Genomic DNA, 22,942 nt, shown 5'->3' on the forward strand with positions numbered 1-22,942 from the left:
TATCCTTTAAACCGCCTGAAAATGGCGGTTTTTTTTATAGCAGAAACATATTAACCAATTTATTGTAATTTAGTGATACGATTACTTAATCTATGTTTTTAAATAACCGGTTATTATGTTCAAAGACTTTGCCTTTAGAATTAGTGTAATACTTAAGGTAGTACAAATTATCCTTTTTAAGATAGCGCTAACAGAAGGTGTAGGTTATACTTTTTACCCTAAACAACGAATGGCCTCATTTATTATATTTACTTTACTTATCATTACTGCCGGACGTGATAATAAATATTTTTCATTCCTGATTGCACTTTTGGGCGCAATTATATTTAATCCTTTTTATAGTACTGAATTTAATGGTAATGGATTTGACCTGATAGAATGGGTTTTTATAGCAGTAATAATGCTATGGATATTTACAGATTATTATTACAGATATCGTATAATGCCTAAAGGCAAGGCCATATTAAGAGCATTAAGAATGGACAAGAAAACAAAAATGTATAGGGTTGCCGATGCTTCGGTAGTGTATGAAATAGATCCATCAATCATTATGAATTTAAAAGAATACCTTAAAAAAAGTAATATAGGTACTATAGGCAGCTGGTACTATAAATTGGCTCCGGAAGACAAAAATAAAGTGAAGAGGGCGTCTAAATATGGGATGGTTTTCAATGATTAATAAAAAGAGAAGGTTACCTGGGCAACCTTCTCCGTATCAATCAGCTTAATATTGTTCTAGTTTACTGAAGAAAAAATCTCCTTCAATTATTGCATTAGCATCACTATCACTTCCGTGAATAGCATTTTCACCTATTGATGCTGCAAACATTTTACGGATAGTTCCTTCTTCTGCCTGAGCAGGGTTGGTAGCTCCGATAAATTTACGAAAATCTTCCACCGCATTATCTTTTTCCAAAATGGCTGCAGTAATTGGTCCACGACTCATAAAATCAACTAATTCGCCATAAAATGGTCTTTCTTTATGTATCGCATAAAATTCTCCGGCTTTTTCCTTGCTAAGATGTATCATTTTCATCGCAGCTATTCTGAATCCTGCTTCATTGATTTTCGCTAAAATAGCCCCTGTATGTCCTTTTTCTGTCGCATCAGGCTTGATCATTGTAAATGTTCTGTTACTCATATATCATTTTTTTGAGCCGCAAAGATAATAAGTTTGAACTTCTAAGCAGGGTATTTTGAGTTAAAAAGTTGATAATACCACAGTTTTAAACATAACTATAAATCATAAATCAAAACTTTAGCCTACTTTTGCCGCCGCTTTATGCTATCAATCGACCAAATATTCCCTTTACTGTCGCAGCCCAGAAATGTGGTAATTACAACACATCAGAAACCGGATGGTGATGCCATGGGGTCTTCTTTGGGGTTGTATCATTTTCTTAAACAATTCGGACATACTGTAACTGTTATCTCTCCAACCAACTGGGCCAGTTTTTTAAACTGGATGCCGGATAGTAAACTTGTATTGGATTATGAGGCTCAAACAGACAAGGCTAACGCTGCTATAGATAATGCCGATTGGATCTTTTGTCTTGACTTCAATACGTTGATCAGAACAAAAAGAATGGAGGAAAAACTGACCAACAGTAACGCTGTAAGAATTTTAATAGATCATCATCAGGAACCACAAGTAGACAAATTTACTTATGGTGATAGTAATACTTCTAAAAGTTCTACCTGCGAAATGGTGTATGATTTTATTGTAAACTCAGGTAATGAGGATAAAATAAATGAGCAGGTGGCAGAATGTTTATATGCAGGTGTAATGACAGACACAGGGTCTTTCCGTTTCCCTTCTACCAGTGCAAATGTTCACAGAATGGTTGCTGTATTAAAAGACAAAGGATTACAACACAGCAAGGTTCATGAAGAATTATTTGATAACTTTTTAGAGAATAAATTCAAGTTCATCGGGAATGTGCTGTTGCACCGAATGGAAATATTTTATGAATATAATACAGCTTTAATTGCTGTTCCACAAAGCGACTTGATAAAATATAATATTAAGACCGGCGATACCGAAGGTTTGGTAAACTATCCGTTAAGTATCCAGGGGATTAGATTAGCTGCTATCATTATAGATAGGGGAGATGAACGAAAATGTTCTTTCAGAAGTAAGGGAGAATTTGATGTAAACCTTTTTGCCAGAAAATATTTTAATGGAGGCGGACATATAAATGCCGCAGGTGGACAAAGCTCTGAACCATTAGATGCTGTTGTAGCTAAATTTAAAACAGCTATGATCGAAAACAAAAATCAATTAAGCAATTACCAATTTTAAAAAAATAAAAATGAAGAAAATTATTTACGGAGCAGCAGCAATTACCTTTATGTTGTTTGGTTGCAAAGAATCGTTCAAAAAAAGTTCTGAAGGGTTGATGTACAAGATCATTTCAGATGGTAAAGGAGAAAAAGTACAAAATGGCAACTTCTTTGAGATCCAATTCGATCAAACCTATAAAGCAGGTAATACCGATACTGTTTTAGCAGATTCAAGAAATTTTGGTAACCAAATTGCTCAGATGGATTCTCTGGCAATACCTCCTGCCTACTATAAAATATTTTCTCAAATAAGAAAAGGAGATAGTGTAATCATCAAACAATCTACAGACAGCATTATTAAAATGGGTAATGCACCGGCCTTTTTGAAAAAAGGACAATTCATTATCTCTCATTACAAAATTGTAAACTTATTTACTACCAAGCAACAAGCTGATAGTGCAGCTCAGGCTCAATACGAAATAGCTCGTCAGAAAGATTCAATTAAAGCTATTGCACAATTAGTAATTGATGATAAAATTGTGGCTGAGTATTTAACCAAAAACAAGATCACTGCAACAAAAGCACCTCAAGGTACATATGTAGAGATCCTTGCTCCGGGCACAGGTGATGCTATTGATACAGGCAAAGTTGTTAAAGTAAATTATACCGGTAAAACATTAGAAGGCGGAAAAGTTTTTGACTCAAATACTGATCCTGCATTTCAACACCTTGAACCAATTAAAGTTACTATGAATGCAATTGCAGGTATGCCTGGAAGTGTTATCAAGGGCTGGACAGATGGTTTATCCTTGTTGAAAAAAGGAGCTAAAGCCAGGTTCTATGTGCCATCAGCATTGGCCTATGGTTCTCGTGGCGCAGGAAAAGATATCAAGCCAAATGAAAACCTGATATTTGATATTGAAGTGGTTGATGTTATTTCAGCAGCTCAGGCAAAAGCAGAAGCTGAGGCAGTAAGAAAGAAATATGAAGATCAACAAAAGAAAATGATGGACTCTGTAAAAAATTCTCAGAAGAAATAATATTCTTTAAAAAAGATAGAAAAGCATTCCGGTAACGGGATGCTTTTTTTATGCCTGTTGGTAGGCGTCAAACAATGTAGTTACTTCTATGGCTTCTTTCACATCATGCACACGTAAAATAGCAGCTCCGTTCAATAAGGCAATTGTATTCAACGCTGTAGTACCGTTCAATGCCTCATCCGCAGTTATTCCCAATGTCTTGTAAATAGTACTCTTTCTCGACAGTCCTGCCAGTATTGGTTTATCAAACACACTCAATACATGCATGCTTTTTAAAAGTGCTAAATTCTGTTCAATAGTTTTTCCAAAACCAAAACCAGGATCAATAATAACATCATTGATCCCTGCAGTTTTGCATTCTTCTATTTTACGAATAAAAAAGTTCAACACATCGTCAACAAGGTTTTCGTATCGTGTACTTTGTTGCATAGTATCAGGTGTGCCTTGCATATGCATGCATATGTAAGGCACTTTCAATGCAGCAACGGTACTCAGCATTGCGGCATCCATATTGCCGGCACTCACATCATTCACAATGGAAGCCCCATTCAAAACTGCTGCTTCGGCTACACTGCTGTAATAAGTATCAATTGATATGACTGTTTCAGGAAATTGCTGATGAATTTTTTTGATAACCGGCAACACTCTTTCCAATTCTTCTTCTGCAGTAATCCGTTCACTACCGGGCCTTGTGCTTTGTCCGCCAATATCCAGCATCGTTGCTCCCTCATTGATCATTTTTGATGCTAATGCTAATATATCGTCATGAAGGTTCCCTCTATAAAATGAGTCAGGGGTAGCGTTTATGATACCCATTACTATTGGTTTGTTAAACGTTAGTAATTTTCCTTTGCAGTTAAGTGTGTACATCAGCTTAATCAATTAAATTTGACCTTAGCAAAAATATACAATGAATACTAACCAGCAATACGATAAAGCAATTAGTGCTTGTCAGGATATATTTATAAAGAAGACAAAAGATTACGGAACCTCCTGGAGGGTATACAGAACCATTTCAATTGTCGATCAGATCTATATCAAGGCAAAACGCATCAGAACAATACAAGAGAAGGGGGAACAAAAGATCGGAGATGATATTCTGAGTGAATTCAAAGGTATTTTAAATTATGCGATCATCGGTTTAATTCAGCTTGACCTGCAAAAAGATGAGACGGACGAATTGCCGGTGGAACTTGTAGACAAAATGTACAGCGAAAAAGTAGGCATAGCAAAAAAGCTGATGCTCGACAAAAATCATGATTACGGAGAAGCATGGAGAGAAATGAGCCAGGAAAGTTTTGCCGACCTGATCTTAGCAAAATTGCTGCGGATTAAACAGATATTAGTGAATGATGGAAAAACGATCATAAGTGAAGGTATTGATGCAAATTATTATGACATCATTAATTACGCTGCCTTTGCATTGATATTAATTGAAGAAGGAAAACACTGATCGAACTATTCAACTTTTTAAAATTGACACCATGAAGATCGCAGTAAACATTGCAAGAATATTAGTAGGCGCATTATTTATTTTTTCCGGGCTGGTAAAAGCTATTGACCCTTTAGGACTAAGCTACAAGATGCAGGAGTTTTTTGAAGCATGGGCCGCTGATAAATACTTACCGTCAATGATGCATTGGTTTCATGGACACAGCTATTTATTTTCAATTGTAATGATTACGTTGGAAGTAGTATTGGGTGTTGCCTTATTAGTGGGATGGAGAAAAAAGTGGACATTGAGTTTGTTATTATTACTGATCATATTCTTCACATTTTTAACCAGCTATGTTTTATTTAGTGGTAAGATAAGGGCCTGTGGCTGTTTCGGAGATTGCATTCCACTTACACCTGTTCAAACGTTCACAAAAGATATCATCTTATTAGTACTTGCATTATTCCTTATAATTAAACAAAAATTGATCACACCGATAGTTGATAATATCATTCCATTTGCAACGGTATTGATTGCTACTATAGGTGTATTATGGCTGCAGATGTATGTCACAAAACATTTACCCATAAAAGATTGCCTTCCATACAAGGTTGGCAATGATATTTTAAAATTGCGTAAAATGCCCGACGGTGCAATCCCGGATAAATACGACTATGTATTTGTTTATAAAAAAGGGGCTGAACAAAAAGATTTTACTGCTGATAAATTACCGGATAGCACCTGGGAGTTTGTAGACAGAAAACAAACATTGGTAGAGAAAGGGAAAAACAATATTCCGCTGATCAATGATTTTTCTTTGACAGATTCTTCAGGTACTGATGTAACTGAAGCTGTGTTAGGACAACCCGGAGAATATTATTTATTCTTTATAAAAAATTTCGACGAACCAACCACTAAATGGACAACAGGTTTTACCAATCTATGGGAAAATGCAAAAGCTTCCAACAAACCAATTTATATTATAACGGCAGACACTAAAAGAGCAAATGCTTTCTTCAATGAACAAAATAAATATGAAGTGCCTGTGTATAGTTGTGATGCTACTGCAATAAAAACTGCTGCAAGAGCAACCCCGACAGTCTTTGTAATGAAAAGCGCCGTAGTTCAGCATAAATACAGTTGGGCCGATATAGACAAAGCAATTAAACATTGATAACAGATCACTCATAACACAATAACTTGAGGCATCTTTTAAAAAAATCATTCTATTCATTATTGGTGCTGCTGGGAGTAGTGGTATTGGTATTTATTATGTTTCAGGGCCTGGGAGATCCGGAAAGATTGATACTGGGACAAACAGGCGATAAAAAAACAATGGATAATATCCGTAAAGACCTATATCTCGATCAACCAAAATGGAAACAATTTGTTTTATACCTGAATGATGTTTCCCCGATATGTTTTCACACAAAAGAAGATATTGCTAAAAAAGAATTGAAAGGAATATTTATTGGAGACAATACTAAAGTCGGATTAAAAATTCCATATCTCCGCAAAAGTTATCAAACAAAAAAAAATGTTGGAACTGTTTTAGTTGAAGCATTACCGGGTACTTTGTTGCTGGCAACAGCAGCAATGTTATTCGCTTCATTTATCGGCATTTTGTTAGGCGTATTAGCTGCCGTTAAAAAAGGAACATGGCTGGACACTTCTGCGGTATTTGCCAGTATTGCCGGCATATCGGCTCCTTCTTTTTTTATGGCCATTGTGATCGCATATTTGTTTGGTGTGATCTTGCATCCTTATACCGGATTGAACTTAACAGGTAGTTGGTTTGATATTGATGAAGTAACTGGAGAAAAATACCTTACCCTTAAAAATTTGATCCTTCCTGCATTTACATTAGGCATTCGTCCGTTAGCAATCATTACGCAGCTTACACGAAGTGCTATGCTTGATGTAATGAACCAGGATTATATCAGAACAGCTTATGCAAAAGGTTTAAGTAAACAGGCTGTTATTTTTAAACATGCATTACGCAATGCGTTAAACCCTGTTATTACAGCTATCACGGGTTGGTTTGCTGAGTTACTGGCAGGTGCTTTTTTTGTGGAATATATTTTTGGGTGGAGGGGGATAGGGAAGATAACTGTAGACGCATTAGAAAAATTAGATTACCCGGTTGTTATGGGATCTGTTTTGATCAGTGCCTGTATTTTTATTTTCATAAATATATTGGCAGATATATTATACGGAGTAGTTGATCCCAGAGTACGTAATTAATATTTTTTATTGAAATGAATCAAAAAATCAGGTTAAATTTTAATGGAATCTTCCTGGTTGCTTTTATTGGTCTGTTCCTTATCGAAGTAGCCATTGCAAAATACTTTTTTGATGCATTGGTAAGAGCATTTGTTGGCGATGTGCTGGTTGTGATAATGATCTATTGCTTCTGCAGAATTTTTCTTAATGGGAATACTAAAAAGATTGCATTGGGAGTTTTTCTTTTTGCCTGCACGATAGAGATATTGCAGGCATTTAATTTTGTAAAACTATTGGGAGTAGAAAACAATACAATTTTATCGATTGCGCTTGGTTCTACTTTTGATTGGAAAGATATATTGGCGTATTTGATTGGATGTATAATATGCCTGGTAATTAAATGATCATTTTATCACCACTTCTTTGATCACTTTATCACCCAACGCCTCATTCACTCTTTCTATGATCTTTTCTTTTTGGTATAACAACTCATTTTTAAGAGGGGCTACTGAAGTACTTACAAATAAGGTTTGATTGATGATCTGAATTTTCTCCGTGTATTTAGCAATGGTCTTTCCCATGATCTGTTCCCATACATCTTCTATCTGCAATGCCTGAATGCCGCCTTTCAGGCGACTCTTTTTTAAAAACTCTTTCATGGCATCCTGCATTGAATATTCTCCCATGTAGTAAAATTATGAATATAAGTTATGAATTATGAGTTATAGCTCAATTATCTGAAAAGGTGTTTTCAACTGAGTAAAAGCAGCTTCCAATCTATCTCGGTGAGTATCAGTGATAAATACCTGGCCTTCATTTTTATTACAGACCCAATGCAATAAATTCTGCATCCGATCATCATCCAATTTTTCAAACACGTCATCTAATAAAAGGAGAGGAGCAAAGCCTTTGCTTTGCTTTAATAATTCAAACTCTGCCAGCTTCAATGCAAACAATAAACTTTTGCGTTGCCCCTGCGATGCAATGTTTTTAAATACCTGTCCGTTTAACTGAATAGAAATATCATCTTTATGAATACCTCCATTGCTACGTTGCAAGACACAATCTTTTTCTCTGAATTGTTTTAATACAGATTCAAATGAACTTCCATTCAGCTGACTCTCATATACCAATGTTACCAACTCATTGTTATTGGCAATTTGATTATAGAATTTTTGTACCAACGGGATCAACTCAGCTGTAAATTCACTGCGTTTGGCATAAATATATTGCCCGGGGTCTATCAATTGTTCATCCAGCACTTCCAGCAAAGCCCAATCAGTTTTGCCCTGTTCCGCAAAACGCTTCAGTAAACTATTACGTTGTTGTAAAACTTTAGTGTACACGATCAACTGTTGCAAATAATTGGCATCCATCTGACTTAATACTGTGTCAACAAATCGACGGCGTTCTTCACTACCGCCTGTTATCAATTCAATATCATCCGGAGCGATCATCACCGCAGGGAACTTTCCAATATGTTCTGAATATTTTGAATAAGGGACATCATTCAGTGAAAACTCTTTTTTCCCAACTCCTTTGTAAACAGACACAATCTTATACGCATTCAGTTTCCCCTCCAATCTAAAGCCATCTGCATTGAACTGCGTATTGAGATTTTCTGTTTTGGAAAAATAGCTTTTAGTAAAACACAGGTAATAAACGGCATCTAACAAATTTGTTTTACCCTTACCATTTAACCCACATATACCTATTACTCTTTCGGTAAAGTCAAAAGAGGAAAAATCGTAATTTTTAAATTGTGTAATGGTTATTTTGCTGAGTTGCAACATGAGCGTGCAAGATACTGATTGTATGAACTAAATAAGGAAACAGGTTGAGCCGAAATAACACGAAAATTGAAAAATAATCACCCTTTGTCCCCAAAAAAATCTCACAACTAAAAACTATAAACTGAAATCCAAAAACCCCTATCTTTGCGGTCTAAAAAATTAACCTCTTGGCAACAAAATTTTCTAAAGAAACCTACCTATATTGGTACGAATTAATGCTTTTATTGCGTCGCTTTGAAGAAAAAGTAGGGCAATTGTACGGAATGCAAAAAATCAGAGGCTTTTGTCACTTATACATAGGGCAAGAGGCTGTAGCTGCTGGTTGTATGACAGCAACTAATCCTGAAGATAAATTTATCACTGCTTACAGATGTCATGCCTTAGCAATTGCAAAAGGTGTTACCCCTAAAGCAGGCATGGCCGAATTGTATGGTAAGGCAACAGGTTGTAGTAAAGGAAAAGGTGGCAGTATGCACTTTTTTGGTGTGGATGTTGGATTTTTTGGAGGTCATGGTATAGTGGGAGCTCAGATTGGTACTGGTGCCGGTTTAGCTTTTGCTGAAAAATACAGAGGTACAAACAATGTGGCTCTTTGTTTTTTCGGTGATGGAGCTTCAAGACAAGGTATGTTACATGAAACATTCAACATGGCGATGTTATGGAAACTGCCTGTGGTATTTATATGCGAAAACAACCATTATGCAATGGGTACTTCTGTTGCACGTACAAGTAATGTATTGGATATTTATAAATTAGGTGATGCATATGATATGCCTAGTGACAGTATCGACGGGATGAGTCCTGAAGATGTACACAATGGTGTTTTAAGAGCAGTGAACAGAGCAAGAGAAAAGGGCGGACCAACTTTATTGGAGATCAAAACATATCGTTACAAAGGGCATAGCATGAGTGACCCTCAAAAATACCGTACTAAAGAAGAATTGGAAGAGTACAAAGAAAAAGATCCGATCGAACACGTATTGAAAGTATTACAGGATGAATACAAAGTAACTGATGCGGAAATTGAAGTAATTGTTGACAGAGTAAAAGCACAGGTTCAGGAAAGCGTTGATTTTGCTGAGGAAAGTCCATGGCCATCTGACGATGAATTACTGAAAGATGTGTATGTTCAGGAAGATTATCCATATATAATGGATTAATATAAAACAGCAAATAGCTAATAAATTAAAAATAAAAATGGCAGATAATCAAGAAACAGTAACCACTGTAGAGAGCAATGAAGTAGTAGCAAAGGCTAAAGACTTTTGGAGTAGATTCAGCAAACCTATCATCTATGTGGGTGGTGCAGTAATATTACTGATTGGTGGTTGGTTAGGATACAAAAACTTTATTGTTGCACCTAAAGAAGCTAAATCTGCGGATGCAATTTTTCCGGCAGAACAACTTTTTGATAAGATGGTCCAAAACGGGTTCAATAAAGACACCATTAATGTAGTATTGAATGGTGGAAACGGCATTAATGGTGTATTGAAAATTGCAAGCAGTTTCAGCGGTACAAATGCAGCCAACAGAGCTGAATTCATAGCTGGTGCTTGTTACTTACACAGTCAGGATTTTAACAATGCCATCAAACACTTAAAAGAATTTTCTACAAATGCCACTCAGGTTCAGGCAGCTGCTTACTCAATGTTGGGAGATGCTTCTGCAGAATTAAAAAAGAATGACGATGCTTTGGGATATTATTCTAAAGCCGCTTCTTTAAATTCAAAAGATGAGTATACTACATCTGAATCTTTATTTAAAGCCGGATTATTTGCAGAAAGTATCGGCAAAACTAAAGAAGCTATAGAATTTTTTCAAAAGTTGAAAGCTGAGTACCCAAAAAGTAGCCATGCCGGTGATATGGATAAATATCTGGCAAGGTTAGGCGTAACAAATTAATATGGCGATATCTACTGATAATTTATATAGTACAACAGGCATCCAACTTCCAAAGGATGCCTTTGTAGTTATTGTACGTACAGAATGGAATGCTGTTACTATTGATAAACTACAGGAAGGTTGCATAAAAGTACTGGATGAAAATAAAGTGACCTATAAAGTAGTTACTGTACCCGGCGCTTTTGAAATTCCATTCGGAATAAAGAAATATTGGGACACTGCATCAAAAAAACCTTCTGTATTTATTGCGTTAGGATGTGTATTGCGTGGAGATACACCCCATTTTGACTATGTATGCAAAGCCGTCACTGATGGCATTTTACAGTTAAATCTTCTGCTTCCTGTACCTACTATATTTGGTGTTTTAACAGTGGATAACCAACAACAAATTGATGAAAGAATTGGAGGTAAACATGGGCATAAAGGGGAGGAGGCCGCAGTAACTGCTTTGAAGATGATCGCCTTAGCTTCAGGAAATTAAAAGCTTAGTTACTTGACCATTTACTGGCATTACAGTATAACAATAAAATTATTTATCTCTTATTTGATATAAGAGTTATTGCTTATGAAAGTTCAACTATTTATACCTTGTTTCGTAGACCAGCTATATCCGCAAACAGCCTTTAACATGGTAAAGGTATTAGAGAAGGCATGTTGTGAAGTTCACTACAATACTGATCAAACTTGCTGCGGACAGCCTGCCTTTAATGCCGGTTTTTGGGATGAGTCGAGAGAGGTTTGTACCAAGTTCATGAAAGATTTTGAAGGTGCAGATTATATCGTGGCTCCAAGTGCAAGCTGTGTTGGATTTGTCAGAAATTACTATGCTAAATTATTCGAAAACTCTTCTGTTCACAATCAGGTAAAAGACCTGGGCAACCGCATTTATGAATTTACAGAGTTCCTTACAGATGTTTTGAAAATTGAAAACTTTGGCGCAACCCTTAATGGAAAGGCTACGTACCATGATAGCTGTGCAGCATTGAGGGAATGTAAGATCAAAGAAGGGCCCCGTAAACTACTAAGTCATGTTAAAGGCCTTGAATTAGTAGAAATGAAAGATGTGGAAACCTGTTGTGGATTTGGCGGAACATTTGCAGTCAAATTCGAAGCTATATCAATAGGGATGGCAGATCAAAAAGTAAATAACGCTCTGGCTACCGGAGCAGAATACATTATTTCAACTGACCTGAGTTGTTTAATGCATATTGACGGATACATTAAAGGGAAAAATATTCCCATCAAAACAATGCATATAGCCGATGTCCTGGCTAATGATAATCTATAGAGAATTAATTAGAGAAAACTTATTTATGTGGTTAGTGAGAGACTTGTATAAGACTAAGCCATTCTAACTATTGCCCAATAGAGACTAAATATTATCAAAACGATTGAGGAAATTTTGAAAAACGGCTTAGTAAAAGACCGGCTTCCAACAATATTCATTAAGATCAGAAATGCAGGAATTGCAAAACAGATTATCGCCAATTCTATCCCGATGTTGTACATCAAAAGCGATTTTGCAAATATTTTTTTAGGTAACACAATTGTTTCTTTCAAATTGGCAGCCATTGCCAGACCATGTATTAAGCCACATACGCCTACAATGATCAAACGTGAACTTTTTAATTTATAAGCAAATAAATTTTCTCCGGCTATATATACAGTAGTTAAAGGAACCAGAGAATATATAATGTAATTAGAAGGCTTGACAACATTGAACATATTGAGCCATAAAGCGATTGTAAAACCAAGAGAAAAAACCAACAACTGATTGATAACAAACTCATATTTGGAGTTAAATAGGAACAGGCTGATCACAAAAACCATATGCCCCAGAAACAGGGTAGAAAAATGATTGGCACCTAATTGCATAAGTGCTAATGAGGAATTAGGTCTGGAAACCTTTGCTAATTCTGTAAATGATATATTAGACCACAATACTTGAGTAAGAAATACTGACAATAATAAAAGGCCAAATGCCTTCGCAACATAAGTCAATTTGTTAGAAGCAATAGTGGGTGTCATAATGAATAATTGGTGTTTTTATCTTTACCAGTCTATATATACCTATAGAAGAGTTTAATTAAATTTTCGTTGCATGCAAAGAACAAAATATTTAACGAGAAAAAAATAAACTTATTATCAACATCCTGTAAAAAATTGTTAGTAACTATCGCTATAGCGATATGTTAGTCAATGTTTTAACAATATAAAACTTATTTAATTCCTCTTATCTCTATTTTGTACCTTCGCTATAAAATTAATACTTTTTTTATGTCTTATTGGTTAGTAAAATCTGAACCCTTTAAATACAGTTGGGACCAGTTCTGCAAAGATAAGGTAACATTTTGGGATGGAGTGCGCAATTATGGTGCCAGAAACAACCTAAAATCTATGAAAAAAGGGGATGAAGTCTTCTTTTACCATAGCAATGAAGGGGTAGAAATCGTCGGTATAGCTAAAGTAGCCAAAGAATTTTACCAGGACCCAACCACTGAAGACGCTGCTTGGGTAGTAGTAGACTTAAAACCGGTAAGAAAATTAAAAAAACCGGTTTCTCTGGAAACTGTCAAAAAAGACAAAAGGCTGGCCAATATGGATCTGGTGAGGCTTGGAAGACTGTCTGTACAAACTGTTAAGCCGGAAGAGTGGGAAATTATCCTTGAATTGGCAGGAGAGAAGTAATTGCAAAGATCAGTGAACCAACCGGCTTGGTATTCCGTATGTTATAACATGAAACCTATTATTGTGACCATTTCAATTGCTGCCATTTTTTCATCCTGCAACACAAATAAAAAAGGAATTGTTGACGTTCATTTTATTGATAGCCTTATCAGCAATTACCAACAACCAACCGAATATCGGCAGAATACAGCCGAGTTGGTATTTTGGAAGAATAGAATTGACCCTAACAATCCGGGCATAGTAAATGAAATGAAATACGCCTCTGCACTGGCTGGCAAATTTCATTTATATGGCAATATCAGGGATATGCAAACCGCCGACAACATTTTATTAAATATCGACACCCTGTTCAAGCAAAAAGAAGCGGCGCCGAATCTCTCACTGGTAAGCCATTATATTACTCAACACCGTTTTCACGACGCTTATAACTACTTTCAAAAGGCAAAAGCAATTGGTATAAAAAAGTATGAATCCTACACTACTTCATTCGACATAAATTTTGAATTGGGCAATTATACCAATGCTTATATGGACCTTCAAGCTATAAAAGCTGAAAATGATTATGGCTATCAATTCAGATTGGCGAAATGGGAACATTATAAAGGAAATATGGATGGGGCAATACAAGCTATGCTAAAAGCTGCAGCGTTAAGTGGAACCAATATTACACTAGAACAAGCAGCCCTATCAAACCTGGCAGATCTATATTTACATAACAGCGAATTAAACAAAGCCAATGCATACTATATGCAATCGGTAAAACTTAGTGCCGTTGATCTGCACAGTCTCATGGGAATAGGATGGCTCTCCCTGGTGCATGATGGAAATGATACATTGGCAGAGAAAATATTCCGTTTTGTGCAAACAAAAACCCAGAGCCCTGATCCATTATTAAAAATGATCCAAATAGCCGAAGCCAGAAAAGATATAGTATCTGCAAAAAAATACGCTGATCAATTTATTACAAAGGTAAACGACAGCCTGTATGGCAATATGTATCATAAATACCTGATCGACATATATACAAGTACATTGAATGATCCGGCAAAGGCCGAACAAATTGCAGTTGACGAATTAAAAAACCGAAATACACCTCAAACAAATGCCTGGTATGCTTATGCCTTATTGATGAATAATAAAAAGGTAGAGGCTTATAAAATATATGAGCAATCTATATCCGGAAAACCATTAGAGGGACTAGAGCTATATTGGATGGGTAAATTAATGTCAGGCCTTGGTAAGAAATATAATGCAAATGAGTTTTATAAAGAAGCATATAAAAACAGATATGACCTGGGCATAAATAAAATAAAAGATATAGAAAAGGCATTAAACCAATAGCAATCGTTCTACTGTCCAGTAAAAAGCAATTATGGCAATAATTGAAGACATCGGGATCACAAAATATTTTCTGTAATAAGGTTTATTCCCAAACCATTTTCCAAATAAAAAGAAGGCCGCTACTATAACACTTATCTGACCCAACTCAACCCCAACATTAAACATCACCAATGATATAAGATAAGCATTTTGAGGCAATCCAAGTTCGCTTAAAGCATTGGCAAACCCCATTCCATGCAACAGACCAAATAGAAAGACAACTGCAATACGTGATGCTTTTAATTTACGAGCAAATATATTTTCTACGGCTACAAAAATTATAGAAATAGCAATTAATGCTTCTACCATATAGCTGTTGGGTGTAATCACGTTAAACATTGCCAGGCTTAATGTAACTGAATGTGCAACCGTAAAAGCAGTTGCCTGCCATAAAACGGTTTTAAGTTTGGGACTCAGCAAAAAAAGACTCAATACAAAAAGTATATGATCTATTCCAAGTGGAACAATATGTTGATAGCCTAATTTCAAGTATAAAACAGCTGTGTCTGTACGGCTCATCTTTTCCAATTCGCCTACAATAGCATGAGCAAATATTGGCTGACTAAATAAAAATGACAATACGAGTATTGCTGAAAATTTTAATTTCATCTTTTCGGTTTAAAATAGGTACGGAATTAAGAAGAAAAAAGATTGGCAAATAAAAAGTATTGCTGATCGCAATTTATTAGCACTAAACATCATTAAAAAACCGGAGCATTAGTTGCTCCGGTTATATTTCCCACTTGATCAGATAATCTTACCAGGGAGTTGCTAAATATGGAAAGCTTGTGCTAAACGCTTTGTCGTTAGCATTCACATGATCGCTGGTTAAAGTAGCATTGCTTGCTCCTGTTGGGCCACCAAATAACAACAACAATTCTACATCAATCACATCATCATTTAATTTCCTTCCGGTTAACACATTTGTTCCATCAAAAAAAGTTGTAACCCCTGTTGTAGATACATTCAGTACATCTGTAACCAACAGACCTGTAAGCGCTGTAGCACTTTGACCTAGAGCATTGGTTGTATATCCGGGATTTAATGCTGCCAATCTTGAAGAAAACTCTGTGCCAAAATTAGCAGACATCATTGAAGGAACAGTTGTATTAAATTGATCTTTATTGGCTGCACTTACAAAAACAGTATTGATAGCCGGTCTTGCCATCTGATCCTGTTGCTCGTAATACACGGTTTCGATACTATCTTTTCCGCAAGAAGCATTTGTAAGACTGATCACAGCCAATATTGCAAATAATTTTATTTTTATATTTTTCATTGTATTATTTTTTAGATTGATGAATTAGATTTTTTTCTTTGTTTCTACCCAAACATTTATGCTACCGCCGGTAGCCCCTAATAAAGATTTAGGAACTTCTACTACAACGCTCATTACATTAGTTCCTGCAAAAGCATCTGTTCCCGGATTATTGAAACCTGTTGCAGTTCCCCCTAAAATCTTTTTGAATTGATTGAGATCAAAAAAGAAAGGATCATCTCTTGGACCTGCAAATAATTTCATTCCCCTGGTATTTGTGGCAATACTAGGAGATAAAGCCCCGTAAGGAGTTACATTAACACTCAGTGTAGAAGAGCCTATTAACCTGCTACGAGTGCCTGTACCATCAGGCATTGCAGGCCCATACACTTGCATCACATTACCTTCCGCATCATATTTGCACTGTATAACAAGATCTTCAACATTGTCATTATTATTGTCAATATTGAATTCGATCAGTGTATTCTCATCAAATTTGGCACCGGCACTTGCAGAAGGACTCATTAATCCCTGCGTATTTGCAACAAAAACCAAATTGTTTTCATCACTGCCGCGGAAAACATACAGATCAGTAATATCAGCGGGCTGATTTGTCACAGACGGAGAATCTATATGATCTGCAGCAAATAATATTCCACCTGTAATGAGGGCTGCAACTCCTAAGCTTGTCAGCAATAATTTTTTACGTTTCATTGTAATTAGTTTTAATTTTAAAATAATTTTTAGGTCGATATAATAGTCAACAAAGACAATTACGAGATAACAGTAATTTTAGATTTCATTAACAAAAAAAATGTCAAACAAAAAACACATCGTAGTGCTAACAGGTGCCGGCATAAGTGCAGAAAGTGGTTTAAAGACCTTTCGTGATAGTGATGGATTATGGAACGGACATGATGTATACGAAGTTGCTTCACCAAGAGGCTGGGCCAAAAATCCTGAGCTGGTGTTGAATTTTTATAATGCAAGAAGGAGAGATGTTGCAGCAGCAACTCCCAATATTGCTCACTATGGGCTGGCGGAATTAGAAAAAGATTATGATGTAACGATCATTACACAAAATATAGATGATCTGCATGAAAGAGCCGGTTCAACAAAGATCATTCATCTGCATGGCGAAATTTTTAAAATGCGGAGCGTATACGATACAAATACAATTTATGATATAAGAGGAGATATACAATTAGGAGATCTGGCCGAGGACGGTGCTCAACTTAGACCCCACATTGTATGGTTTGAAGAGGAAGTACCTGTGATGGAACAAGCAGTTAAAGTAATGTATGATTGTGATATTTTTGTTGTGGTCGGTACATCGCTGCAAGTATATCCTGCAGCCTCCTTATTGCACTATGCCCCACGACATCTTCCTACATTTATTATCGATAGAAAAATACCTGCTGTACATCATCATCCCAATCTTACATTGATTGAAAAGCCAGCCACAGAAGGAGTGAAGGAATTACAAAAAATACTTTCCTCCTGATCTCTGTGATTATTTTTCCGTTGCAACAGCCCGTGTTAGTTTGAAACCATTTTTTGAAATGGAGATCAATTCTTTTCCAATACCCGAAATAGAAACGACGTTTAGTGGAAACTCCAATAATACATGACAAAGACTTAAAAAATAAAGCCAGGTGTAGCCCAAAGAATAATTATAAGCATAAAGCACTAAAGAAACGATCCATAAAATAATTACGGCCATAAACCTTGTCTTAGGCACTTCATGCCAACGAATGATTTCCGTTTTACTAAACCAGTTAAGATAATGATAAGTATATGCAAATGCAATGAACCGCATAAATAATATACCCGCCTGAGAATGAAATACGATATTGACAGAATCATTAAAGTCCCATACCGGTGAACCATTCCTGCTGAATGAAAGATTACCTGCTGCATCTTTCATTTGAGTAAACTGTACTCCGAATAATTCGTGTAAAAAACGACGTATCATTCTAAAGAATCCTCCTCCATCGCTGGTGAAAGTATCTTGTGCATATTTTGTAACCGGAACAAATATTTCATTTCGAAACAGGACAAACAATAGGATAGGGCATACAATAAAAATAGCGACAGATAAGAGTCCGCTTTTACTACGTTCTTTCAAAGCTCCATACAACATAAAAAATCCAGTGAAGATAAATACATGTATTAACGTAGGTAATAGGGCAACAATTAAGAATGCCAGCCCATCTCTATGATCTGGTTTAAATATTAAATTAGACACTAATAAAATAAAAAATAATCCTCCGATCTTTATATATGGATTTTGTACAAATACCATCAGTAACGAAATGGTGAGTGCTACAAAAATTATTTTAGATTCGAAATCACTGAAATAAGGTAAGTACAAGCCAAAATGATTCGCTATATTTTTGAGTATTATCAATCCTCCTATGATCCATAAAACAACATTATTGTATTTTCCTCTTGTAAAATATTTTCTATCGTGTAACCAGCTGATCTCTGTAAGATAGTGGAGTGGGCCAAGTACCGCATAGGCAAACAAAAATACTTCGAAGGGCATTATAAAAGCAGCTATACAGCTTATTGCCATTAACCCTATATTGATATAATTTATTCTGGTGCTTTTTGAAAATGCCATGCAACGAAATTATGTAAATAAAAGGGTTAGTGTTGTTATGATCTCTTTTCTGTAAAACAAATACCCATATTACTTAATTCATGTAGCACAGGATCGTAAATTTCTTTAATGATAGGAATATGCAAGCCCGTTAATTTGATATCTCCGTTCAATAATAATTTTGCAGTTATCCCTAATGGCAACCCTACCGTTTTAGCCATGGCTGTACGTATGCCATCTTCTCCCTCTACAACCAAACTGCTTTTCACATCATATAACTTCCCTTTTAATTCATAAATAATTTCATGCAACATTACTACCATGTCTTTATCCTCTGATTTCATTGGCAATTTCAATTCTAATAAATATTGCAAAATATCTGCAGAAGTTTTTGCAGTAGTTGGAACCGGCTCATCTTCAAACAATCCCAGATATGCAAGTAAAGTTTTATTGCTATCATTTACAAAAGGTAGTATGGCAGCCGACCATGCAGAAAAAGTCAGTCCACTAGTATTAATAACATCCATATCATTGGTGAGATCAGCCTGTACAATTGCATCCCAGCCGATACAAAAGACCGGATGCCTCAACGTTGTTCTTATAAAAGTTTGGACTGATTGTAATTTATAGATAGGTATATAGCTCAATGAATCTCTGTTAGGGTAGTATACCAGCGGGGGTAATCCATCTACTACCACTTCTTCACAATGTGTAAACAACCCTTCGTACGATTTATGTAATGTCGCATTATGCTCCTTGTAATTTGCTCCTGATTTTCCAGCCAATACAACATTACGAGGGTTCCAGCTTATTTTATAATGCCAGGGGTTATCATCACTTTCTGGTGCAACCAATCCTCCACAATGACTTTTGAACGAAGTAATAGCACCTCCTTCATTTTTTATTCCGTCTATCAATTTCATTGCACTCATATGATCGATCCCCGGATCTAACCCCATTTCACACAAGAACAAAAGTTTTCTGTGCCTTATCTCATCACTCAGGCTTTTTATTTTATTATCAATATAGGAAGCCGTTAATAAATGTTTTCTTAGTTCAACACAATCTTTGGCTATCAGATAATGCAGGGCAGGGGGCATCATTGAGATAACAACATGAGCCCTTTGAATTACAGCTTCTCTTTTGTCGTCGTCTGTGATATCCATTTCAATGGCTTCAGCAAAAGGAGAATGATTGGTTTTGCTTACAATTTGCTCTTTATTGGCATCGGCAATAATAAATTTCCATTTATTAGTTTTCGTTTCTTCTAATAAATAATCAATCAAAACAGTAGCTGATTTGCCGGCACCAAAAAGTAGGATGGTTTTCAAATTGTTGTTTATTTATAGCACAAGATAATTTTTTTTGATAGAACACTGATAACACAGATTGAACAGATCTGCACAGACCAAAATAAGTGATCATAACTCATATCTGTTAAATCTGTGTTCAATCAAAAAATACGCTTTAATAAAAGCTAAGTAGTAGTAAAAAAGATGAAAGGATCCGCCGCGGCAGACGATGAATGGAATACAAATGCCGGCATCAAAATATTGTCCACAAAAAGCCTGAAAAATGTGGGAAAAAACAGCCAAAATCATTGATATTTATACCCGAAAAATGGCCAAAAATCGGTACATTCGCAGCCCGACGATTTCGGTTAAAATATTATGGAGAATAACGACAATTTAAACGATGCTGAATTGCCCCTGAATAACGGTGGCGCAAGCAGCAACAGAGGCAGAATAATCCCTGTAAATATTGAAGAACAAATGAAAACATCCTACATCGATTACTCGATGAGTGTAATTGTAGGACGTGCCTTACCTGATGTAAGAGATGGTTTAAAACCCGTACACAGAAGGGTATTATTTGGGATGTACGAACTGGGAAACACCAGCAATAAAGCGTATAAAAAAAGTGCCCGTATCGTAGGGGAGGTAATGGGTAAATTCCATCCGCATGGAGATGCCTCAATTTACGATACAATGGTACGTATGGCACAGCCTTGGGCTATGCGATATACAATGGTTGACGGACAGGGTAACTTTGGTAGCCAGGATGGAGATATGCCGGCAGCGATGCGTTATACAGAGGTACGTATGGAGAAATTTGCGGAAGCAATGCTGGATGATCTGGAAAAAGAAACTGTGGACTATCAACTGAACTTTGATGATTCATTGAAAGAACCAACCGTTTTGCCTACAAAAATTCCTCAATTATTATTGAATGGCGCCAGTGGTATTGCCGTAGGTATGGCCACCAATATGATGCCGCATAATTTGAGTGAAGTAGTGGATGGTTGCGTTGCGTATATCGATAATCGTGATATCACCATTGAAGAACTGATCACTCATGTAAAAGCCCCGGATTTCCCAACAGGTGGTGTTATATATGGTTTTGAAGGTATTCGTCAGGCATTTCATACCGGACGAGGCAGAGTAGTGGTACGTGGTAAAACCAATATAGAAACAGATGCCAAAGGAAAAGAAAAGATCGTTATCACTGAAGTCCCTTACCAGGTAAACAGGGATCAGTTGACACAAAAGATCGGTGACTTGATCAATGATAAAGCGATCGAAGGCGTATCTGATGTAAACAATGAAAGTAATAATAAAGAAGGTACACGTATAGTTGTTGAACTTAAAAAAGACGGTGTTGCCCAGGTGATCATTAATCAGTTATTCAAACTGACTGAATTGCAAACCTCTTATGGTATCAATAATGTTGCCTTGGTAAAAGGTCGTCCAAAGATCTTAAACTTAAAAGACCTGATCGCTGAATTTATTGAATTCAGACATGAAGTAGTGGTACGTCGTACACAGTACGAGTTACGTAAAGCACAGGAGAGAGCACATATTTTAGAAGGCTATATCATTGCGTTGGATAACCTGGATGCGGTGATCAAACTGATCCGTGAATCAGCTACGCCAAATATTGCTCAGGATGGCTTGATGACCAATTTCGGTATGAGTGAGATACAGGCAAAAGCTGTGTTGGAACTACGTTTACAACGTTTGACCGGAATGGAAATTGATAAGATCCGTGAAGAACATGCAGAAATAATGAGGTTGATCGAAAGATTGAAAGAGATCTTGGCAAACGAAGGTTTGCGTTACCAGATCATAAAAGATGAATTAGCGGAAGTAAAAGCCAAATTCGGCGATAGCCGTAAATCTGAGATCACCTATGCCGACGATGAAATTGGTATGCTTGATTTAATTGAGGAAGAGGATGTGGTGGTAACCATTTCTCATTTGGGTTACATCAAACGTACTTCGGCTACTGAATACCGTCAGCAACGCAGAGGCGGACGTGGTGCAAAAGGCAGCAGTACCAGACAGGAAGATTTTATCGAACACCTGTTTGTAGCGTCTACTCATCACACCTTATTATTCTTTACAGAAAAAGGAAGATGTTTCTGGCTACAGGTATACAAAATCCCTGAAGGAGATAAAACCAGTAAGGGCAGAGCTTTGCAAAATATGATCCAGATTCCGCAGGATGATAAAGTAAGAGCGATCATTGATGTGAAGAATTTTGATGATAAGGATTATGTAAACAGTCATTATATCGTTCTATGTACCAAACAAGGTATCATTAAGAAAACTGATCTGGAAGATTTCAGTCGTCCTCGTCAGAATGGTATCAATGCTATTAATATTCAGGAAGGAGATCAATTACTGGAAGCCAAATTGACTGACGGTAATTCTGAAATTATGATGGCAGTTAAAAGTGGCCGTGCCATCCGTTTCCCTGAAGAAAAAGTACGTAGTACCGGCCGTGGCGGTATAGGCGTGTATGGTATTGAGGTAGATGATACCAAAGATGAAGTGGTTGGAATGGTTTGCGTAAGCAGAGATGATAAATCTAAAACCATTATGGTAGTAAGTGAAAAAGGATTTGGTAAACGAACACCACTGATCGATGAAGATGGCGAAGAAGTGTACAGGATTACCAACAGGGGCGGTAAAGGGGTTCGTACTATGAACGTAACAGAAAAAACAGGCAAACTGGTTGGTCTATTAGCTGTAAGTGAAACAGAAGATCTGATGATCACTTGCGTAAGCGGTGTAACCATCAGAATGAGTGTGGTAAGTATTCGTCCGCAAGGAAGAGCAACGCAGGGGGTTAAACTGATAAGATTGGATGAAGGAGATGAAATAGCAGCAATTACACAGTTGGCAGAAATGGAGGAAGAAACTGAAGTTGCCGATGCAGTTCTTACTGAAGACGGAGCGACAGAAATACAATCAACAGATGCTGTTGAGGGAACTGAAACTACTGAAAATGGAGAAGAATCCACAGATTCTGAACCTATAAAATAAACTCATA

The 22,942-nt window shown here is 36.5% G+C and carries 23 protein-coding genes and 1 pseudogene; 15 read left to right on the forward strand and 9 right to left on the reverse strand.

What is annotated here, in order from left to right; translation table 11 throughout:
- The first annotated feature begins 115 nt into the window (after positions 1 to 115).
- A complete protein-coding gene (locus LK994_RS12185) occupies positions 116 to 679 on the forward strand; it encodes a DUF6804 family protein (protein WP_229760362.1) in 564 nt (187 codons plus the stop codon).
- A 45-nt stretch (positions 680 to 724) separates the two neighbouring features.
- Here LK994_RS12185 and LK994_RS12190 read toward each other — a convergent pair whose 3' ends face one another.
- Positions 725 to 1,141 (reverse strand): nucleoside-diphosphate kinase, encoded by a 417-nt coding sequence (locus LK994_RS12190; protein ID WP_229760363.1) that lies wholly within the window; start codon positions 1,139 to 1,141, stop codon positions 725 to 727.
- 141 nt (positions 1,142 to 1,282) lie between these two features.
- Between LK994_RS12190 and LK994_RS12195 the strand changes: the two genes are divergently transcribed.
- Together LK994_RS12195 and LK994_RS12200 are read left to right on the forward strand one after the other, a co-directional pair.
- Positions 1,283 to 2,302, forward strand: coding sequence for a DHH family phosphoesterase (locus LK994_RS12195; protein WP_229760364.1), 1,020 nt, complete (start codon positions 1,283 to 1,285; stop codon positions 2,300 to 2,302).
- A 10-nt stretch (positions 2,303 to 2,312) separates the two neighbouring features.
- Entirely contained in the window at positions 2,313 to 3,323 is a 1,011-nt protein-coding gene (locus LK994_RS12200; protein WP_229760365.1) for an FKBP-type peptidyl-prolyl cis-trans isomerase, read from the forward strand.
- 48 nt (positions 3,324 to 3,371) lie between these two features.
- On the opposite strand, the gene folP is transcribed toward LK994_RS12200, so the two are convergent.
- Positions 3,372 to 4,139 (reverse strand): dihydropteroate synthase, encoded by a 768-nt coding sequence (gene folP / locus LK994_RS12205; protein WP_229760366.1) that lies wholly within the window; start codon positions 4,137 to 4,139, stop codon positions 3,372 to 3,374.
- Between the two features lie 94 nt (positions 4,140 to 4,233).
- Here folP and LK994_RS12210 point away from each other — a divergent pair, with 94 nt between their 5' ends.
- The 4 genes from LK994_RS12210 to LK994_RS12225 are packed head-to-tail and all read left to right on the forward strand — an operon-like array spanning position 4,234 to position 7,385.
- Positions 4,234 to 4,776, forward strand: coding sequence for a DUF1599 domain-containing protein (locus LK994_RS12210; RefSeq protein ID WP_229760367.1), 543 nt, complete (start codon positions 4,234 to 4,236; stop codon positions 4,774 to 4,776).
- A gap of 31 nt (positions 4,777 to 4,807) precedes the next feature.
- The gene (locus tag LK994_RS12215; protein ID WP_229760368.1) at positions 4,808 to 5,932 is read left to right on the forward strand and encodes a BT_3928 family protein; all 1,125 of its coding nucleotides are present in this window, start codon (positions 4,808 to 4,810) and stop codon (positions 5,930 to 5,932) included.
- A 26-nt stretch (positions 5,933 to 5,958) separates the two neighbouring features.
- A complete protein-coding gene (locus LK994_RS12220; RefSeq protein ID WP_229760369.1) occupies positions 5,959 to 7,002 on the forward strand; it encodes an ABC transporter permease in 1,044 nt (347 codons plus the stop codon).
- Positions 7,003 to 7,016: 14 nt separating this feature from the next.
- On the forward strand, positions 7,017 to 7,385 hold the full coding sequence (locus LK994_RS12225) for a ribosomal maturation YjgA family protein (protein ID WP_229760370.1): 369 nt from the start codon (positions 7,017 to 7,019) through the stop codon (positions 7,383 to 7,385).
- Here LK994_RS12225 and LK994_RS12230 read toward each other — a convergent pair whose 3' ends face one another.
- A complete protein-coding gene (locus LK994_RS12230; RefSeq protein ID WP_229760371.1) occupies positions 7,386 to 7,667 on the reverse strand; it encodes a DUF721 domain-containing protein in 282 nt (93 codons plus the stop codon). It abuts the gene before it with no gap.
- A 36-nt stretch (positions 7,668 to 7,703) separates the two neighbouring features.
- On the reverse strand, positions 7,704 to 8,774 hold the full coding sequence (gene recF / locus LK994_RS12235) for a DNA replication/repair protein RecF (protein ID WP_229760372.1): 1,071 nt from the start codon (positions 8,772 to 8,774) through the stop codon (positions 7,704 to 7,706).
- A gap of 167 nt (positions 8,775 to 8,941) precedes the next feature.
- On the opposite strand from recF, the gene pdhA reads away from it, so the two are divergent.
- The 4 genes from pdhA (at position 8,942) to LK994_RS12255 (ending at position 11,964) form a co-directional block, all read left to right on the forward strand.
- Positions 8,942 to 9,934 (forward strand): pyruvate dehydrogenase (acetyl-transferring) E1 component subunit alpha, encoded by a 993-nt coding sequence (pdhA, locus tag LK994_RS12240; protein WP_229760373.1) that lies wholly within the window; start codon positions 8,942 to 8,944, stop codon positions 9,932 to 9,934.
- A gap of 37 nt (positions 9,935 to 9,971) precedes the next feature.
- On the forward strand, positions 9,972 to 10,676 hold the full coding sequence (locus LK994_RS12245; protein ID WP_229760374.1) for a tetratricopeptide repeat protein: 705 nt from the start codon (positions 9,972 to 9,974) through the stop codon (positions 10,674 to 10,676).
- Position 10,677: 1 nt separating this feature from the next.
- The gene (gene ribH, locus LK994_RS12250) at positions 10,678 to 11,157 is read left to right on the forward strand and encodes a 6,7-dimethyl-8-ribityllumazine synthase (RefSeq protein ID WP_229760375.1); all 480 of its coding nucleotides are present in this window, start codon (positions 10,678 to 10,680) and stop codon (positions 11,155 to 11,157) included.
- A gap of 84 nt (positions 11,158 to 11,241) precedes the next feature.
- Entirely contained in the window at positions 11,242 to 11,964 is a 723-nt protein-coding gene (locus LK994_RS12255) for a (Fe-S)-binding protein (protein WP_262907826.1), read from the forward strand.
- A gap of 53 nt (positions 11,965 to 12,017) precedes the next feature.
- Here LK994_RS12255 and LK994_RS12260 read toward each other — a convergent pair whose 3' ends face one another.
- Positions 12,018 to 12,704 carry a HupE/UreJ family protein gene (locus LK994_RS12260; protein ID WP_229760377.1) on the reverse strand — a complete coding sequence of 229 codons (687 nt, stop codon included), beginning with the start codon at positions 12,702 to 12,704 and terminating at the stop codon, positions 12,018 to 12,020.
- A 249-nt stretch (positions 12,705 to 12,953) separates the two neighbouring features.
- Between LK994_RS12260 and LK994_RS12265 the strand changes: the two genes are divergently transcribed.
- Positions 12,954 to 13,364 (forward strand): EVE domain-containing protein, encoded by a 411-nt coding sequence (locus LK994_RS12265; RefSeq protein WP_229760378.1) that lies wholly within the window; start codon positions 12,954 to 12,956, stop codon positions 13,362 to 13,364.
- A 48-nt stretch (positions 13,365 to 13,412) separates the two neighbouring features.
- Entirely contained in the window at positions 13,413 to 14,705 is a 1,293-nt protein-coding gene (locus tag LK994_RS12270) for a tetratricopeptide repeat protein (RefSeq protein ID WP_229760379.1), read from the forward strand.
- On the opposite strand, the gene LK994_RS12275 is transcribed toward LK994_RS12270, so the two are convergent.
- Together LK994_RS12275 and LK994_RS14605 are read right to left on the reverse strand one after the other, a co-directional pair.
- Complete coding sequence (locus LK994_RS12275; protein ID WP_229760380.1) at positions 14,694 to 15,353, reverse strand: HupE/UreJ family protein; 660 nt, start codon at positions 15,351 to 15,353, stop codon at positions 14,694 to 14,696. The two genes, LK994_RS12270 and LK994_RS12275, sit on opposite strands and share 12 nt — an antisense overlap.
- A 148-nt stretch (positions 15,354 to 15,501) precedes the next feature.
- Positions 15,502 to 16,716 (reverse strand): annotated as a pseudogene (locus LK994_RS14605) (DUF4331 family protein).
- A 100-nt stretch (positions 16,717 to 16,816) separates the two neighbouring features.
- Here LK994_RS14605 and LK994_RS12290 point away from each other — a divergent pair.
- Positions 16,817 to 17,506, forward strand: coding sequence for an SIR2 family NAD-dependent protein deacylase (locus tag LK994_RS12290; RefSeq protein WP_229760383.1), 690 nt, complete (start codon positions 16,817 to 16,819; stop codon positions 17,504 to 17,506).
- Between the two features lie 9 nt (positions 17,507 to 17,515).
- On the opposite strand, the gene LK994_RS12295 is transcribed toward LK994_RS12290, so the two are convergent.
- Together LK994_RS12295 and LK994_RS12300 are read right to left on the reverse strand one after the other, a co-directional pair.
- Positions 17,516 to 18,628 carry a hypothetical protein gene (locus LK994_RS12295; protein WP_229760384.1) on the reverse strand — a complete coding sequence of 371 codons (1,113 nt, stop codon included), beginning with the start codon at positions 18,626 to 18,628 and terminating at the stop codon, positions 17,516 to 17,518.
- 35 nt (positions 18,629 to 18,663) lie between these two features.
- Entirely contained in the window at positions 18,664 to 19,938 is a 1,275-nt protein-coding gene (locus tag LK994_RS12300; protein ID WP_229760385.1) for a saccharopine dehydrogenase C-terminal domain-containing protein, read from the reverse strand.
- 339 nt (positions 19,939 to 20,277) lie between these two features.
- Between LK994_RS12300 and gyrA the strand changes: the two genes are divergently transcribed.
- Complete coding sequence (gene gyrA / locus LK994_RS12305; RefSeq protein ID WP_262907827.1) at positions 20,278 to 22,935, forward strand: DNA gyrase subunit A; 2,658 nt, start codon at positions 20,278 to 20,280, stop codon at positions 22,933 to 22,935.
- Positions 22,936 to 22,942 lie beyond the last annotated feature (7 nt).

Origin of the sequence: Ferruginibacter lapsinanis, from assembly GCF_020783315.1 — a bacterium.
Classification (GTDB): Bacteria; Bacteroidota; Bacteroidia; order Chitinophagales; family Chitinophagaceae; genus Ferruginibacter; species Ferruginibacter lapsinanis.

Coding starts and splice junctions, on each gene's coding strand:
- LK994_RS12185 (WP_229760362.1), top strand. CDS start 116: ATGTTCAAAGACTTTGCCTTTAGAATTAGTGTAATACTTAAGGTAGTA.
- LK994_RS12190 (WP_229760363.1), bottom strand. CDS start 1,141: ATGAGTAACAGAACATTTACAATGATCAAGCCTGATGCGACAGAAAAA.
- LK994_RS12195 (WP_229760364.1), top strand. CDS start 1,283: ATGCTATCAATCGACCAAATATTCCCTTTACTGTCGCAGCCCAGAAAT.
- LK994_RS12200 (WP_229760365.1), top strand. CDS start 2,313: ATGAAGAAAATTATTTACGGAGCAGCAGCAATTACCTTTATGTTGTTT.
- folP (WP_229760366.1), bottom strand. CDS start 4,139: ATGGGTATCATAAACGCTACCCCTGACTCATTTTATAGAGGGAACCTT.
- LK994_RS12210 (WP_229760367.1), top strand. CDS start 4,234: ATGAATACTAACCAGCAATACGATAAAGCAATTAGTGCTTGTCAGGAT.
- LK994_RS12215 (WP_229760368.1), top strand. CDS start 4,808: ATGAAGATCGCAGTAAACATTGCAAGAATATTAGTAGGCGCATTATTT.
- LK994_RS12225 (WP_229760370.1), top strand. CDS start 7,017: ATGAATCAAAAAATCAGGTTAAATTTTAATGGAATCTTCCTGGTTGCT.
- LK994_RS12230 (WP_229760371.1), bottom strand. CDS start 7,667: ATGGGAGAATATTCAATGCAGGATGCCATGAAAGAGTTTTTAAAAAAG.
- recF (WP_229760372.1), bottom strand. CDS start 8,774: ATGTTGCAACTCAGCAAAATAACCATTACACAATTTAAAAATTACGAT.
- LK994_RS12245 (WP_229760374.1), top strand. CDS start 9,972: ATGGCAGATAATCAAGAAACAGTAACCACTGTAGAGAGCAATGAAGTA.
- ribH (WP_229760375.1), top strand. CDS start 10,678: ATGGCGATATCTACTGATAATTTATATAGTACAACAGGCATCCAACTT.
- LK994_RS12255 (WP_262907826.1), top strand. CDS start 11,242: ATGAAAGTTCAACTATTTATACCTTGTTTCGTAGACCAGCTATATCCG.
- LK994_RS12260 (WP_229760377.1), bottom strand. CDS start 12,704: ATGACACCCACTATTGCTTCTAACAAATTGACTTATGTTGCGAAGGCA.
- LK994_RS12265 (WP_229760378.1), top strand. CDS start 12,954: ATGTCTTATTGGTTAGTAAAATCTGAACCCTTTAAATACAGTTGGGAC.
- LK994_RS12270 (WP_229760379.1), top strand. CDS start 13,413: ATGAAACCTATTATTGTGACCATTTCAATTGCTGCCATTTTTTCATCC.
- LK994_RS12275 (WP_229760380.1), bottom strand. CDS start 15,353: ATGAAATTAAAATTTTCAGCAATACTCGTATTGTCATTTTTATTTAGT.
- LK994_RS12290 (WP_229760383.1), top strand. CDS start 16,817: ATGTCAAACAAAAAACACATCGTAGTGCTAACAGGTGCCGGCATAAGT.
- LK994_RS12295 (WP_229760384.1), bottom strand. CDS start 18,628: ATGGCATTTTCAAAAAGCACCAGAATAAATTATATCAATATAGGGTTA.
- gyrA (WP_262907827.1), top strand. CDS start 20,278: ATGGAGAATAACGACAATTTAAACGATGCTGAATTGCCCCTGAATAAC.